The organism is Sphingopyxis sp. NJF-3 (genome assembly GCF_053514865.1).
In genome coordinates this window covers 1,315,684-1,330,594 of the sequence record NZ_CM130726.1, presented here as the reverse complement: position 1 = coordinate 1,330,594, position 14,911 = coordinate 1,315,684, and the positions used below count along the sequence as shown (strand labels likewise).

Here is a 14,911-nt window from a genome sequence, read left to right as displayed (position 1 = left end):
AAGCGCCGCAAGGAGCGCATAAGGGCTTGCCGCCCCCTTTCCCCGCTGGCAAAGCGCCCCGGTTATGCCGATGGAAAAAACGTTCGATCCCGCCGCTATCGAGGCGAAATGGGCCCATTTATGGGAAAGCCGCGGGCTGTTTCGCCCCGCGCGTCCCGACGCGACGCCGTTCACGATCGTCAATCCGCCGCCGAACGTCACCGGCGCGCTGCATATCGGCCATGCGCTCGACAATACGCTGCAGGACGTGCTCGTCCGCTACGAGCGGCTGCGCGGCAAGGATGCGCTGTGGGTGGTCGGCATGGACCATGCCGGCATCGCGACCCAGATGGTCGTCGAGCGCCAGCTCGAGGAACGGCAGGACAAGCGCACCAACTACACCCGCGACGAATTCGTCGAGAAGGTGTGGCAGTGGAAGGCGGAAAGCGGCGGCAAGATCACCGGCCAGCTTCGCCGCCTCGGCTGCTCGATGGACTGGGCGAACGAGCGCTTCACCATGGACGACGGGCTCAACCGCGCCGTCGCCAAGGTGTTCGTCGACCTGCACAGCCAGGGGCTGATCTATCGCGACAAGCGCCTCGTGAACTGGGACCCGAAGCTCAGGACCGCGATCAGCGACCTCGAGGTCGAGACGCACGAGGTGCAGGGCGGCTTCTGGCACTTCAAATATCCGCTCGCCGACGGCGTGACCCTCGATGACGGGCGCGACCATATCGTCGTCGCGACGACGCGCCCCGAAACGATGCTCGCCGACATGGCGGTCGCGGTGCACCCCGACGATGCGCGCTACAGGAGCGTGATCGGCAAGGACATCCTCCAGCCGATCACCGGCCGCCGCTTCAAGGTGGTCGCCGACGAACATGCCGACCCCGAACTGGGTTCGGGCGCGGTCAAGATCACGCCGGGGCATGATTTCAACGACTTCGAGGTCGGCAAGCGCGCTGGCTTCAAGCCCGGCGAGATGCTCAACATGTTCGACGGCGACGCCAATGTCGTCCAGACCGCCGACGGGCTGATCCCGACCGAATATCTCGGCCTCCATCGCTTCAAGCGCGACGGCACGGACGGCGCGCGCGAGCTGGTCGTGCGGCGGATGAAGGAAGCCGGCTTCCTGATCCCGCATATCGACAAAGACGGCGGCGAGCATGACGCCGAACCGCGCACGATCCAGACCCCCTTCGGCGACCGCGGCGGCGTGGTGATCGAGCCCTGGCTGACCGACCAATGGTATGTCGACGCCGAAATGCTGGCGCAGCCGCCGATGGCGGCGGTGCGCGACGGCCGCATCAACATTGTCCCCAAGACGTGGGAAAAGACCTTCTTCAACTGGATGGAGAATATCCAGCCCTGGTGCGTCTCGCGCCAGCTGTGGTGGGGGCATCGGATTCCGGCTTGGTTCGATGGCGACGGCAATATCTTCGTCGCTGAAACCGAAGAGGAAGCCCAGGCACAGGCCGGTCCGGGCGTGAAGCTGGAGCGCGATCCCGACGTTCTCGACACCTGGTTCTCGTCCGCCCTCTGGCCCTTCGCGACGCTCGGCTGGCCCGACGATACCGAGATGCTCCGCCGCCATTACCCGAATGACGTGCTCGTTTCGGGCTTCGACATCCTCTTCTTCTGGGATGCACGCATGGCGATGCAGGGGATGCACTTCCTGAACGAGGTGCCGTGGAAGACGCTCTATCTCCACGGCCTCGTCCGCGCGCCCGACGGCGCGAAGATGTCGAAGTCGAAGGGCAATGTCGTCGACCCGCTCGGCCTGATCGACCAATATGGCGCCGATGCGCTGCGCTTCTTCATGGCGGCGATGGAAAGCCAGGGCCGCGACATCAAGATGGATGACGCGCGCCTCGCGGGCTATCGCAACTTCGCGACCAAGCTCTGGAACGCCGCGCGCTTCTGCGAAGCCAACGGCATTTCGGCCTCGACCAGCCTCGAAGCGCCCGCGGCGAGCCTGCCGGTCAACCGCTGGATCATCGGCGAGGTCGCCGCGACCGTCGCGGAGATGGAGCGGGCCTTCGCCGCCTACCGCTTCGACGATGCGGCGAATGCGATCTACAGCTTTGCCTGGGACCGCTTCTGTGACTGGTATCTGGAGCTGGTCAAGCCGGTCCTTTCTCCCCTCCCGCTTGCGGGAGGGGTCGGGGGAGGGTCTGTTTCAAGCGAAGGGACGGTGGATGACATGCCCTCCCCTAGCCCCTCCCGCAGGCGGGAGGGGGACGAGGCGGCCGAAACTCGCGCCGTCGCGGGCTGGGTGCTCGACCAGATCCTCGTCATGCTCCACCCCTTCATGCCCTTCATCACCGAAGAGCTGTGGACCGGCCTCGGCGACCGCGAGGCCTATCCGCTGATCACCGCCAAATGGCCCGAGCCCAAGGCGGAGCGCGACGCGGAGGCGAGCGCCGACATCGACTGGCTGATCAGGCTGGTCGGCGAACTGCGCGGTGCGAAGGCCGAGCTCGGCCTGCCGCCGGGCGCGCGTCTGACCGCGCATTTCCCGGCGTCGCTGAAGGGCCGCACCGACAAGCTCGCGGCGCAGCTCGACCGCCTCGCGCGCCTTGAGGCGATCCGCTTCGACCCCGCGCCCGCGGGCGCTTCCGCGCAGCTCGTCGTGGAGGGTGAGACGATCATAGTCCCGCTCGAAGGCGTGATCGACATCGCCGCCGAACGCGACCGCCTGACCAAGGCGCTCGCCGCGGCCGCGAAGGAGCGCGACGGTCTAGCCGGCCGCCTCGCCAATCCGAGCTTCGTCGAACGCGCCAAGCCCGAAGCGGTCGAAAAGGCGCGTGCCGACCATGCCGCCAAGGCGGCCGAAGCCGACCGCCTGACCGCCGCGCTGGCGCGGCTGGGGTGAGCGAAGACACGCCCGTCGTTCCTGTCGCCGCCGCGGCCGACCCCGCCGCCGGGCCGGTGCCGCCGCGCCAGACGGCGCGCGGCGGCGGGCGGATGGACCTGACGAACGGACCGATCACCAGAACGCTGATCCTCTTCGCGCTTCCGACGCTCGCCTCGAACATCCTCCAGACGCTGTCGAGTTCGGTGAACTCGATCTGGGTCGGACAATTCCTCGGCGAAAGCGCGCTCGCCGCGACCGCCAACGCGAACATCATCATGTTCCTGATGTTCGCGACCTTCTTCGGCTTCGGCATGGCCGCGACGGTGCTGATCGGCCAGTCGATCGGCCGCGGCGACATCGACGCCGCGCGGCGCGCGGGCGGCGGCGCGATCGGGCTCGCGCTGATCTTCGCGCTCGTCATTGCGATCGTCGGCTGGTTCGCGTCCGATGCGATCCTGCGCCTGCTCGAAACCCCGCCCGAAGCCTTCGCGCTCGCGCATGATTATCTCCGCGTCACCTTCATCGCGATCCCCGCGAGCATGTTGATGGTCACGCTGATGATGGCTTCGCGCGGAGCCGGCGACGCGGTGACGCCGCTGCGCTTCATGATCCTGTCTGTGGTGCTCGACATTGTCCTCAACCCGGTGCTGATCCTCGGCCTCGGCCCCTTCCCGCGCCTCGGCATCACCGGCAGCGCGCTCGCCACCGCGATCGCGGGGACGATCAGCCTCGCCGCGATGATCGTCTGGTTCTATGCCAGGGATCATGTGCTGCGCCTGCGCGGCCGCGAGCTGTCCTATCTGGTCCCCAATATCGCCGAACTGCGCTTCATTGTCGCCAAGGGGCTGCCGATGGGCGCGCAGATGCTGGTCATTTCGGGCGCGGGGCTCGTCATGGTCGGGCTCGTCAACCGCGAGGGGCTCGTCACCGCCGCCGCCTATGGTGCGACGTTGCAGCTTTGGAACTATGTCCAGATGCCCGCACTCGCGGTCGGCGCGGCGGTCAGCGCGATGGCGGCGCAGAATATCGGTGCGCATCGCTGGGACCGCGTCGCGTCGATCACGGGCAGCGGCATCGCGATCAACCTCGCGATGACCGGGGTGCTGATCGCCCTGCTCCTCGCCTTCGATCGCGCCGCGCTCGGCCTCTTCCTCGGCAGCGGCAGCGAAGCGGTCGAGGTCGCGCGTCATGCGCAGCTCATCGCGACCTGGACCTTCCTCCCCTTCGGCACCACCATCGTCATCATCGGCACGCTGCGCGCCAACGGGTCGGTGGTGCCGCCGCTGATCATCCTCGCGCTGTCGATGTTCCCGATCCGCCTCGGCATCTACTGGCTCGGCTATCCGGCGCTTGGCGGCGACGCGATCTGGTGGAGCTTCCCGCTCTCCTCGCTCGCGTCGCTGGGGATGGCGTGGATCGTCTACAAGCGCGGAAACTGGCGGCGCACGCTCCACCAGCCGGGCGTTCGCGACTGAGGGCGGCATTCGACCAACTCCCCCTTCGCTTCGACTGGCGGCGCGCGAGGTGCTGGTCTTTGGCGGCCGCCGTGCGATAGGGGAAGAATGATGAACGCATCCGATCCCCAGTTGATGCAGCGCGACAAGCGCGCCCGCCTGCTCGCGGCCGCCCCCGACTGGCGCGCGTCCGACGCGCGCGTCAATCCGCGCGTTGCGATCGGGTCGATCGTCGCGATGTGGCTGCTCTATTTCCTGATCACCACCGGCCTCGCCATGCTCTCGGGCGCGCCCGATCAATGGGCCTTCATCGGCCGCCGCGCGATCGTCGTCGTCGCCGGCATCTTCTGCACCTTCGTGCTTTACCAGCTGCTCCAGCGCGTCCAGCCGCGCAGCTTCGGGGCCCGGCTCGCTGCGGCGATGGGCGCGGCGATCCCGCTCGTCATCGTCTATGCGACGGTCAACCTGCTCGTCTTCTTCTATTGGTTCCCGTCCGACGACACGCACAAGATCATCGCCGAAGTGCAGGCGAAATTCCCCGTCGCGTGGGAAACGGTGCTGATCCTCGACAGTTCGATCCGCTGGTATTTCTTCTTCGCGGTCTGGGCCGCGCTCTACGTCGCCTTCGGCTATGCGAACGAGATGCGCGCGGTCGAGCGGCGCGCGAACAACTACCGGCTCGAAGCCAAGAATGCGCAGCTTCGCGCGCTCCACTACCAGGTCAATCCGCACTTCCTGTTCAACACGCTCAACTCGCTCTCGACCCTCGTCATGCGCGGCTCGAAGGCGGAGGCCGAGGCGATGATCATGAATTTGTCGGCGTTTCTGCGAACGAGCCTCGCCATCGACCCCGAACAGTTCGTCAGCCTCGACGAGGAAATCGCGCTCCAGCGGCTCTATCTCGACATCGAACAGGCGCGCTTTCCCGACCGGCTGCAGGTCGAGGTCGAGGTGCCGGCCGATCTGGAAAACGCCTGCGTCCCGGTGCTGATCCTGCAACCGATCATCGAGAATGCGCTCAAATACGGCGTCGCGCCCAGCAAGGGAAAGATCGGCGTCCGCCTGACCGCGAGCCACGAATATGGGCTGCTCGTGCTGCGCGTCGAAAATGACGTCGACGCCTCGGTGCCGATGCCCGAGCCCGGCACTGGGCTCGGGCTCGGCAATGTGCGCGAGCGCCTCCTGACCCGCTACGGCCCCTCGGCGGGCTGCGAATGGGGCCGGTCGGACAGCGGCGGCTTCTTCGTCTCGCTGTGGCTGCCGCTGTCGCGCGAGGGCTGCTGAGGGTGACGCAGACGCTCCGCACCCTGATCGTCGACGACGAGCCGCTCGCGATCGAGCGACTCCAGATCCTCGCGGGCCAGCAGGACGGCGTGTCGCTGGTCGGGACCGCGAGCGACGGCGCTTCGGCGCTGCGTATGGTCGACGCGCTCGCGCCGGACCTGCTGCTCTGCGACATCGCGATGCCCGACCTCAACGGGCTCGAGGTCGCATCCGCGATCGACAAGCTCGACAATCCGCCCGCGGTCGTCTTCGTCACGGCCTTCGACCGCTATGCGGTCGCCGCCTTCGATGTCGCCGCGGTCGACTATCTCCTCAAACCCGTATCGCCCGACCGCCTCGCCCGCGCGCTGGCGCGGGTGCGCGAGTGGCGCGCGACCGATCACAGCCGCGCGCGCAAAAGCCGGTGGATCGGCGAGTTCTGGGTCCAGAACCGCGGCGAGATGCTGCGCATCGACGCGAACCAGGTCGACCTGATCGAGGCCGAGCGCGACTATATGCGGCTCCACGTCGGCGCGCGCAGCTGGCTGATCCACCAGACGATCAAGTCGCTCGAGGCGCGCATGGACCCCGATCAGTTCATGCGCATCCACCGTTCGAAGATGGTCCGCCGCGACGGCATCGTCGGGCTGAAGCATCATGGCGACGGCGCATGGAGCGTCGACCTCGGCGAAGGCGGCCTTCACCGCATCGGCCGCACCTACCTCCACGACGTGAAGGCGATCATGCAGCCCTGACGGCGCGAAAGCGGTCATGCACGGGGCATGACCGCTTTCCGGCACGGTCGGTCAATTCGCCGCCACGTGCAAGGGACCTCCATCCGCCAGCTTCTGGCCCGAAAAAAGGCTGGCGAGTTGGGGTTCGGCGCTCCGCATCGCCGCGGCGCGGCATTCGCGGTAGGCCAGAACTTCGTTGAGGTTCAGCCGGACCGTCGACCGGCCTCCACACACCTCATATGTTGCGCGTCTGACACGCGCGGTCAGTTTCCTGCGACCGTCGGCGCTGGCGAGGTCGAGGTCGCCGTAGGGAACCATGACCTGCCTTCCAGCGCCGTCTTCGGCCGCCATCGCGGGCGCGCCGGTCGCGATGAAGGGAACGGCGAGGAGAAAGAGGGGAAGCTTCGCCATCGAAAAGTCCTTTCGAACCAAGGGATGCGGGATAGAGGGCCCGGACCGGGGAGACCGCTGCCTCCTATCCCGCAAAGTCCTGATGCCCGCACCGCGCCGCGCGCGCATGCGATGTTCGACCGGTCACGGCGCCCCCTCGATCGGGAGACGAAGGGCATTCGTGCATCGACCAATGGCCGACGGACGCCGGTGCAACCTCTTCGCGCGCGCGGCGTTGATGACGCATGGTGCGGCCCGGGGGACTGAAGCATAGCGCCGACGCGCTGGTCAAAGGCACATTATCCTGCCTGCTGCTCGCTGGCGCGGGCGTGATCGGCGGAATGTTTCTGGGCGAGTTCGTCGTGGGGGAGAGCCTGCACGGCTCGATCCCCGCCAGCGCGAGCTACGCCGACCTCAGCAGCAATCCCGATGCCATCGGCGCCGATGGGCTGCCATCCTCTTCCTGCCAGGGCTGCGCGGACGGATACAGACCGGCAACGCGCGCCTTCGCGGCGGGGCGAAGCGATGATTTCGATGCGTTCGACCCGCCGGAGGCAGCGGCGATCGACTATGCGTCGCCAGCGCCCGACGACGACGGTTATCGCTATGGCGGGACGTTCGCCGACGCCGCGCCGCCTTTATCCGCGGACGCGACCGAACGCGAGGTCGGCGATTCCAGGCTGCTGGTCCTGCCGGCCGACGCCGTGCCGGACGCACCGGCACCCGCGCCCGTTCCGATTCCGACCGCGAATTAGGGTCAGGGCCCATCAGAGCGGCGAGCCTTTAATCTGACCCACCGTCCCGTTCGTGTCGAGCGAAGTCGAGACACGGTAGTGGGTCAGTTTGAATTCCGCTTGGATAAAGAGCGGACTTTTTCGTCCTTCGTCATGCTGAACTTGTTTCAGCATCCATGGCCAGGTCTCTCCTGCCCCGCCGCGCACTATTCGAGGACAGGCCATGGACCCTGAAACAAGTTCAGGGTGACGCGATAAGAGAGGTGCGCGAACCATCTACAGGTGGAAATTCAAACTGGCCCACTACTCGAGACACCCATCGGCCTTGCGTCACGACGATGGGTGTCTCGACTTCGCTCGACACGAACGGAATTGAGGTGACGCCGATTTAACCCACGGCGCGCTAATTCCATCTTCGTTATAAGGCGCCGAATGTCGCCCCGAACGTGATCGGTGGTTATCCCTTTCGGACAAAGAAGCGATAGCCGGGGTCCGGATAGCGCGCGCCTGCGTGGCATGAACCCCGGCTTTCGCCCGGGGATCACTTCGCCCCTTGTCCCACGAGCATAAGCGCCGACGTTATTCGAGGGAGGACGCGGAGGATCATCGCTTGCGATTTTCGCATCTCCCGCCTAGACGCTGCCCTTTAATGACAAACGCAACCATCCGACCCGCCAGCGACTATCCGCCCGGCGGCGATGCCTTTCGCCATCGCCACCTGACCGGCATCGCGCAGCTCACCCCGTGGGAAATTTCCTACATTCTCGACGCCGCCGAACAATGGGTCGACCTCAACCGCTCGGGCGCGGCCAAGCATGACGATGCGCTCGCGGGGCTCACCATCATCAACGCCTTTTTCGAGAATTCGACCCGCACGCTCCTGTCGTTCGAGATCGCGGGCAAGCGGCTCGGCGCCGACGTCGTCAACATGCACGCCGCGCAGTCGAGCGTGAAGAAGGGCGAAACGCTGATCGACACCGCGATGACGCTGAACGCGATGCGCGCCGACGCGATTGTCATCCGCCATTCGGCCTCGGGCGCGGTGCAGCTCATCGCCGACAAGGTCGATTGCCCCGTGCTCAACGCGGGCGACGGCCGCCACGAGCATCCGACGCAGGCGCTGCTCGACGCGCTGACCATCCGCCGCCGCCTCGGCAAGGTCGAAGGCCTCACCATCGCGATCTGCGGCGACGTCCTCCACAGCCGCGTCGCGCGCTCGAACATCCTCGCGCTGACCCTGCTCGGCAACGAGGTGCGCGTCGTCGCGCCGCCGACCCTGATCCCGCCCGCGATGGAACGGATGCACGTCGCGACCTTCACCGACATGGACGAGGGCGTCGCGGGCGCCGACGTCGTGATGATGCTCCGCCTCCAGAACGAACGGATGGACGGCGCCTATCTTCCCTCGGCGCGCGAATATCACGCGCTCTACGGCCTCACGCCGCAGCGGCTCGAAAAGGCCAAACCCGATGCCATCGTCATGCACCCCGGCCCGATGAACCGCGGGGTGGAGATCGACAGCAGCATCGCCGACGATCCCGCACGCTCGACGATCACCGAGCAGGTCGAAATGGGGGTCGCGGTGCGCATGGCGTGCCTCGACATATTGACGCGCCGCAAGCGGGGAGTGCCGGGATGGAACTGAACCCGCTCCTGATCCGAAACGCGCGCCTGCTCGGCGGCGAGAGCGCCAGCCTGCTCGTCGCCCACGGCCGCATCGCCGCGCTGAACCCCGCCGAAACGCCGGAGGGATGCGAGACCATCGACGCGAAGGGCCAATGGCTTGCCCCCGGCATCATCGACCTCGGCGTGTTCGCGACCGACAAGCCCGCCTTCCACTTCGGCGGCATCACCCGCGCCGCGCTGATGCCCGACAGCGGGCCGCTCGACAATTCAGGGCTCGTCGAGCGCGCTGCGAAAGGCGGCAAACCCGACCTCTGGGTCCACCCGCTCGCCGCCGCGACCAAGGGCCTCGAAGGCCGCGAACTCGCCGAGATCGGCCTGATGAGGGGCGCGGGCGCGCGCGCCGTCGCCACCGGCCGCGCCCGCATCGCCGATTCGGGGGTGATGCGCCGCGTCCTCGCTTACGCGGCGTCGCTCGGCCTCACCGTCATCGCGCACGCCGAGGACGAAGGGCTCACCCACGGCGCCGTCGCGACCGACGGCGAGATGGCGACGCGCCTCGGTCTCGCCTCGGCACCCGCGATCGCCGAGGCGATGGCGATCGCGCGCGACCTCTGCCTCGTCGAGGAGACCGGCGCGCCGATCCATTTCCGCCAGGTCACCACCGCGCGCGGGCTCGATCTCGTCCGCGAGGCCAAGGCGAAGGGTCTGCCCGTCACCTGCGGCATCACCCCGGCGCACCTCTTCCTCTCCGACACCGCGATCGGCGATTTCCGTACCTTCGCGCGCCTGTCGCCGCCGCTCCGGTCGGAGGACGATCGCCACGCCTGTCTCTCGGGCGTAGCCGACGGCACGATCGACGTCCTCGCCTCGGGCCACGACCCGCGCGGGCCCGAGGACAAGCGCCTCCCCTTCGCCGAGGCGCAGCCCGGCATGGCGGGCGCCGAAACCCTGCTCGCGATGGGCCTCCAGCTCGTCCGCGACGGCCATGTGACCCCGGCGCGCCTCTTCGACCTTCTCGCCGCCAATCCGGCGAAGCTGCTCGGGCTCGAGGCCGGCCGCCTCGAAACCGGGCTCGACGCCGACCTGATCCTGGTCGACGAAGGCACCCCGTGGCAGGTCGATGCGAAGAAGATGGCGGCGTGGGCGGGCAATACTCCGTTCGACGGCATGCCCATGCAGGGCCGCGCCACCGCGATGTGGAAGGGCGGCCAGCGCGTCCGCTGATTCCCTCGATGGGGCGGATTGCGACCGGTTGCGGACATAGGCAGAGAAAGCCCCTCCCCTTCAGGGGAGGGGCAACGCAGACTTGGCAGCTTGCTGCCTAGTCGGAGTGGGGTGGGGTCTATCGGCCTTGCGCAAGGCCGATAGACCCCACCCCAACCCCTCCCCTGAAGGGGAGGGGCTTATCGGGACGCACCGCCCCCTCCCCACCCCAAAGCCGACGCCCTCGCCTGCGTTGGCAATCGGTATCGCCCATCGAAAAGGAAGCCCGCCGGACGAATCCGGCGGGCTTCAAGAAGCACGAATTGGCCTTGTGAGCCTCCCCGCACTTGGGTCGCGTTCAGGGGATGGACCTTCTCCCGCCGTCTTTCGCTACCCAACCGGGTAGGAGCGGCGAATTTTTCCGTCGTTTTGCGGCTTGGCAGCACCGAAGCATCGTCTAAATCAGCAGATGGAAGAGTGCTCAGCCGGGGGACCTGCGTGCCGATCGATCCCGTTCCAAGCCCATCGCCCAGCCGCGCCGACGCGGCCGCCGAATGGGAGATACTCGACACGCTGATCGGCCATATCTACGACTCGGTCCTCCACCCCGAACGCTGGAACGAAACGCTCGCCCGCATCACCGGCGCGCTCTGCCCGCTGCGCTGGGAATCGGCCTTCATCCTGTGGGAAAGCAACAGCCCGCCGCGCGCGCGCTTCGTCGCCGCCTCGGGGCTCGCGGCGGGGATCCAGGAAATCTACACCGCCGTCTATGCCGGCAGCCACCCCTGGTCGCGCAAGTTCACGCGCTACGCCAATGGCAGCGTCGTCGACAGCTACGATATCATGACGCAGGAGGAATTCTGGGAATCCGAATTCTTCCGCAATTTCCTGCGCCCCTACGGGATCGACCGGCTCGTCGGGGTGCTGCTCGACCGGCGCGGCGGCGAGCGGCTGGGGCTGATGCTACCGGGGCCGGGCGACCGCGACGTCGCGTCGCTCAAGCGCGGGCTGCGCATCCTCGCCCCGCATATCCAGCGCGCGATGCGGATCAGCGACCGCATCGCCTCGCTCGAACTCGCCGCGGGTGCCGCGCGCGCCGCCGCCGACGCCGCGCCCTTCGCGATCTTCAGCCTCGACGATCAGCTCAATATCCTCGCCGCGAACAGCCGCGCCGTGCGCTACGAGCGGGCGGGCTTCATCACTCTCGCGCAGGACCGCTTCGCCTTCACCCATCCCGCAAGCCACAAACGGCTTCTCGATCTCACCCGCGAGGATGCGCCGGCGGGGCTCGCCTTTCAGGCCGCGAACGAGGCGGGCGCCGAATGCCCGGTGCTCGCGGCGCGGATCGCGCGCCAGTCGGCGGCGCAGATCGGCGGCGTCGCGCTCGGCGCCTCGCTGATCGTCACCATGGGAAGCGCGCCGGGCGAGGCGCCGGTGGTCGAGATCGACCGCGTCGCGCAATGGTTCGCCCTCACCCCCGCCGAAGCGCGCCTCGCGGTCGCGCTCGCCGCGGGCCAGACGCTCCCCGCCTATGCCGCCGAGCGCGCCGTCAGCCTCAACGCCGCGCGTTTCCTGCTCAAGGGCATTTTCCGCAAGACGGGGGCGAGCAGCCAGGCGCAGCTCGTCGCCACCCTCACGCGCCTGCCGGCGGCGTGAACGGATAGCAGCGAGGGGAGGAAGCCGGCCGGGACCGCGCTTCCTCCCCTCTTGCCGTTCCCGATGGAGCGGGATTCAGCGCGAAGCCATCCGCACCGGGCTGGCCTTCGCCGCCCACTGGATGCTCTCGCCGCCCATCTGGCGGATGAAGCAGCGCTGGCCCTGCGCCTTGAGCTCGCCGCACAGCCTGCTGGCATCGGCGCGGCTCTTCAGCCCGTTGACCGTCAGGCGGTAATAGGTGCGGCCCTTGACGACCGCGGAGTGGCTCGACGCCGGAAAGGCCGCGAGCTGGCCGTTGCGCTTCTTGAGCACGCCCCATTTTTCCTTGGCGATGCCCAGGCTGTCATAGGCGCCGAGCTGGACCGCCCAGCCCGAGGGATTCTTCGCGTCGAACGCCTGCGGCGCCAGCCGGACCGCAGCCTCGGCGGCCGCGGCCTGCGAAACGGAGGCGCTGTCGCCCGCAACCCGCGGCGCGTGGCGATAGGGCGCGGCGTCCGCGACGATCACCGGCGCCGCGGCGCTCGGCGAGGGCAGCTCGGTCACCGGCACCGCGGCGCCCGCGACGCGCTGCGGCATCGGCAGCTCGACGGTGCGGATCGGCGCGTCGGCGCCGCCCGCGTCGATCGCGACCGGCGGCGGCGGCGCATAGCTGTCGACCGGCGCCGGATCGGCGCTGGCGAGCACCGTGCCGTCGGCCGGGGCCGCGACCATCTGCGTGTCGGCGAAATTGGCGAGCGCGAGGCGCACCGGCATGCCGGCATCGGCCTGCGCCTTGGTGCCGATCAGGCTCGCGACGCGAAGCTGCTGGTCGCCCGCTTCGGCGAACTTCGCCCATTCGGTCATGCGGGTTTCGACCTTGGCGGGCGACAGATCCTGCGACGCGAGGATGCGCGCCTGCGCCCAGCGGCCCGACAGCGCGAGCGCGAGCGCGAGATTCTGGCGGGTGCGCGCGCCGGCGTCGGGCGCCCGCGCCGCGGCGGTCAGCACATAGATCGCCGACTCGCTGTCGCCGGCGAGCGCGAGCGCGAGGCCCGCGTCGGAGGCCGGAACGACATCGCTGTTCGCCTTGAGCAGCGCGAGCGCGTCGGCGCTGTTGCCGCGCGCGATATGCGCGAGCGTCAGCGCGATGACGGTGTTGCCGTCCTTCGCGCCCAGCTCCATCGCCTCGCCCAGCGCCGCCTCGGCCGAGGCGAAGCGGCCGTCGTTCAGATAGGCCTGGCCGAGCAGCGCGCGATAGCCCGCGTCGCGCGGGCTTCCGGCGACGGCGGCTTCGGCGAGGCCGACCGCCTTGCCCGTCTTGCCCTTTTCGAGCGCGGCGCGCGCCTTGTCCGCGGCCTTGGCGGCGGCTTCGGCCTTGGCCCCGACGTTCGACGAAGCGGTCGCGAGCGGGCCCATGCCGCTGCACCCCGTCGCCGTGATCCCCAGAACGAAGCCCGACACGGCGAGTTTCATCAGCATTTTGCGGTTCATGGAAGGTCCCCCCATTTCATCCGGTGCTAGGCCGTCCGGCGCGCCGGGCGCGCCGCCGGCAGGCGGCTCGCCATCGCGTCGATTTCGGGCAGCGACGACAGATATTCATCGAGCAGGTCGGTCAGGATGAGCTGCGCCGACCGATTGGTGACCGCACTCGCGAGCCGCAGGCGCAGATGGCGCTCGGCATCGAGGCGCAGCGTGAAGGCCGCCTTTTCGCGGGCCCGCAGCGCGCGCGGCGCCTTCGCCTTCGGCGCGGGGCGCTGCTCGACCTTGCGCGCGACCGCGGCGACGCGGTCGATCAGCGATTCCTGCTGGCGCACGATCTCGGGCACTTCGGGAACGAAGGGTTCATCAGGCTCGACCGCGAACGCCGTTTCGGCGATCGCATGATCGGCGCTTTCGTCGACCGCATGTTCGGCTTCGGGGTTGTGCGCGAGCACCGATCCGGTCAGCAGCGGCTTCAGGTCGACCATGTGCGCCGGTTCGGTCGACTGGTCGGGATCGACGTCATAGCCCATGTCGTTCCAGCCGAGATCGTCGTAGCCGGTGCCGGCGAGCGGCCCGGGGCCGCTGCCGAGCGGCTGGCGGCGCATGGCGGGCCGCGCGCCGCCCTTGCGGGCGAGCAGGCCGGCGCTCAGCGATGCGAGGGGTTTGGGTTCGCCCATCGTTCAAGCCCTCCCCTTACTGGCCGGCGATGCGGCGGCCGAAGCCCCCGCCCATCGGACGAACTGCGCCGTAATTGCCCTGGGTGGGCAGCGGCGATGCGAAGACGGTGCGGCGGAAATTCTTCTCCAGCCGGTCGTTCATATAGGTCCAGAGCTGGCGGATCTCGTCGGCCGAACGGCCGTTCGGATCGACCTCCATCACCGTGCGGCCGTCGATCATCGACGCGGCGTAATCGGTGCGGTGGTGCAGCGTCACCGGGGCGACGGTGCCGTGCTGCGACAGCGCGACCGCGGCCTCGCTGGTGATCTTCGCCTTGGGCGTCGCGGCATTGACGACGAACACCAGCGGCTTGCCCGCGCGCTCGCACAGGTCCACCGTGGCGCCGACGGCGCGCAGGTCGTGCGGGCTCGGGCGCGTCGGAACGACGATCAGCTCGGCGACCGAGATGACGCTCTGGATCGCCATGGTGATCGCCGGCGGCGTGTCGATGACCGCGAGCTTGAAGCCCTGCTGGCGCAATATCTCGAGGTCGGAGGCAAGCCGCGCGACGGTGGTCTGCGCAAACGCCGGAAGGTCGGTTTCGCGCTCGTTCCACCAGTCGGCGAGCGAGCCCTGCGGATCGATGTCGATCAGAACGACGGGGCCGGCGCCCGCAAGCTGGGCCTGCACCGCGAGGTGCCCCGACAAGGTCGTCTTGCCCGACCCGCCCTTCTGTGAAGCCAATGCCAAAACGCGCACGACTGTCCCCCTGAATATCCAAATATCGGCCGGAGGAATGGCACGCGGGGCGCTAAAATTGAGTTAACGATGATAAAAAGAGGGTGAACGGCCCGTTGGCATATGTGGTAAACAAACAGCTAAGGACAAACTGTGCCA

The 14,911-nt window shown here is 68.2% G+C and carries 12 protein-coding genes; 8 read left to right on the top strand and 4 right to left on the bottom strand.

Annotated elements, in window-relative coordinates; all coding sequences use genetic code 11:
* The first annotated feature begins 64 nt into the window (after positions 1 to 64).
* The 4 genes from ACOTSS_RS06270 (at position 65) to ACOTSS_RS06255 (ending at position 6,308) form a co-directional block, all read left to right on the top strand.
* A complete protein-coding gene (locus tag ACOTSS_RS06270; RefSeq protein WP_448690649.1) occupies positions 65 to 2,854 on the top strand; it encodes a valine--tRNA ligase in 2,790 nt (929 codons plus the stop codon).
* Positions 2,851 to 4,311: an MATE family efflux transporter gene (locus ACOTSS_RS06265; protein WP_448690648.1), complete on the top strand. Its 1,461-nt coding sequence runs from the start codon at positions 2,851 to 2,853 to the stop codon at positions 4,309 to 4,311. The genes ACOTSS_RS06270 and ACOTSS_RS06265 overlap by 4 nt, the downstream gene beginning before the upstream one ends.
* A gap of 87 nt (positions 4,312 to 4,398) precedes the next feature.
* Positions 4,399 to 5,574, top strand: coding sequence for a sensor histidine kinase (locus tag ACOTSS_RS06260; protein ID WP_448690647.1), 1,176 nt, complete (start codon positions 4,399 to 4,401; stop codon positions 5,572 to 5,574).
* Between the two features lie 2 nt (positions 5,575 to 5,576).
* The gene (locus tag ACOTSS_RS06255) at positions 5,577 to 6,308 is read left to right on the top strand and encodes a LytR/AlgR family response regulator transcription factor (protein WP_095383968.1); all 732 of its coding nucleotides are present in this window, start codon (positions 5,577 to 5,579) and stop codon (positions 6,306 to 6,308) included.
* 51 nt (positions 6,309 to 6,359) lie between these two features.
* Here ACOTSS_RS06255 and ACOTSS_RS06250 read toward each other — a convergent pair whose 3' ends face one another.
* Positions 6,360 to 6,698, bottom strand: a complete 339-nt coding sequence (locus tag ACOTSS_RS06250; protein ID WP_448690646.1) for a UrcA family protein — start codon at positions 6,696 to 6,698, stop codon at positions 6,360 to 6,362.
* Positions 6,699 to 6,922: 224 nt separating this feature from the next.
* Between ACOTSS_RS06250 and ACOTSS_RS06245 the strand changes: the two genes are divergently transcribed.
* The 4 genes from ACOTSS_RS06245 (at position 6,923) to ACOTSS_RS06230 (ending at position 11,896) form a co-directional block, all read left to right on the top strand.
* Positions 6,923 to 7,432, top strand: a complete 510-nt coding sequence (locus ACOTSS_RS06245) for a hypothetical protein (RefSeq protein WP_448690645.1) — start codon at positions 6,923 to 6,925, stop codon at positions 7,430 to 7,432.
* Positions 7,433 to 8,060: 628 nt separating this feature from the next.
* Complete coding sequence (locus ACOTSS_RS06240; protein WP_448690644.1) at positions 8,061 to 9,056, top strand: aspartate carbamoyltransferase catalytic subunit; 996 nt, start codon at positions 8,061 to 8,063, stop codon at positions 9,054 to 9,056.
* Positions 9,047 to 10,261 carry a dihydroorotase gene (locus ACOTSS_RS06235; protein WP_448690643.1) on the top strand — a complete coding sequence of 405 codons (1,215 nt, stop codon included), beginning with the start codon at positions 9,047 to 9,049 and terminating at the stop codon, positions 10,259 to 10,261. Before ACOTSS_RS06240 ends, ACOTSS_RS06235 begins: the two co-directional genes overlap by 10 nt.
* 477 nt (positions 10,262 to 10,738) lie before the next feature.
* Positions 10,739 to 11,896 carry a helix-turn-helix transcriptional regulator gene (locus ACOTSS_RS06230; RefSeq protein ID WP_448690642.1) on the top strand — a complete coding sequence of 386 codons (1,158 nt, stop codon included), beginning with the start codon at positions 10,739 to 10,741 and terminating at the stop codon, positions 11,894 to 11,896.
* Between the two features lie 75 nt (positions 11,897 to 11,971).
* Here the strand turns inward: ACOTSS_RS06230 and ACOTSS_RS06225 are convergent, their stop codons facing one another.
* Genes ACOTSS_RS06225 through ACOTSS_RS06215 form a run of 3 tightly spaced genes read right to left on the bottom strand, consistent with a single transcriptional unit; the run spans position 11,972 to position 14,773 of the window.
* Positions 11,972 to 13,366: an SPOR domain-containing protein gene (locus tag ACOTSS_RS06225; RefSeq protein WP_448690641.1), complete on the bottom strand. Its 1,395-nt coding sequence runs from the start codon at positions 13,364 to 13,366 to the stop codon at positions 11,972 to 11,974.
* A 26-nt stretch (positions 13,367 to 13,392) separates the two neighbouring features.
* Positions 13,393 to 14,034, bottom strand: a complete 642-nt coding sequence (locus ACOTSS_RS06220; protein ID WP_448690640.1) for a hypothetical protein — start codon at positions 14,032 to 14,034, stop codon at positions 13,393 to 13,395.
* Between the two features lie 16 nt (positions 14,035 to 14,050).
* Complete coding sequence (locus ACOTSS_RS06215; protein ID WP_095386229.1) at positions 14,051 to 14,773, bottom strand: ParA family protein; 723 nt, start codon at positions 14,771 to 14,773, stop codon at positions 14,051 to 14,053.
* Between the last annotated feature and the right edge of the window lie 138 nt (positions 14,774 to 14,911).

What these genes read in the sequence shown, in the direction of transcription:
- ACOTSS_RS06235 (WP_448690643.1), top strand. Translation starts at nt 9,047, where the DNA reads ATGGAACTGAACCCGCTCCTGATCCGAAACGCGCGCCTGCTCGGCGGC.
- ACOTSS_RS06220 (WP_448690640.1), bottom strand. Translation starts at nt 14,034, where the DNA reads ATGGGCGAACCCAAACCCCTCGCATCGCTGAGCGCCGGCCTGCTCGCC.
- ACOTSS_RS06225 (WP_448690641.1), bottom strand. Translation starts at nt 13,366, where the DNA reads ATGAACCGCAAAATGCTGATGAAACTCGCCGTGTCGGGCTTCGTTCTG.
- ACOTSS_RS06245 (WP_448690645.1), top strand. Translation starts at nt 6,923, where the DNA reads ATGGTGCGGCCCGGGGGACTGAAGCATAGCGCCGACGCGCTGGTCAAA.
- ACOTSS_RS06250 (WP_448690646.1), bottom strand. Translation starts at nt 6,698, where the DNA reads ATGGCGAAGCTTCCCCTCTTTCTCCTCGCCGTTCCCTTCATCGCGACC.
- ACOTSS_RS06260 (WP_448690647.1), top strand. Translation starts at nt 4,399, where the DNA reads ATGATGAACGCATCCGATCCCCAGTTGATGCAGCGCGACAAGCGCGCC.
- ACOTSS_RS06270 (WP_448690649.1), top strand. Translation starts at nt 65, where the DNA reads ATGCCGATGGAAAAAACGTTCGATCCCGCCGCTATCGAGGCGAAATGG.
- ACOTSS_RS06240 (WP_448690644.1), top strand. Translation starts at nt 8,061, where the DNA reads ATGACAAACGCAACCATCCGACCCGCCAGCGACTATCCGCCCGGCGGC.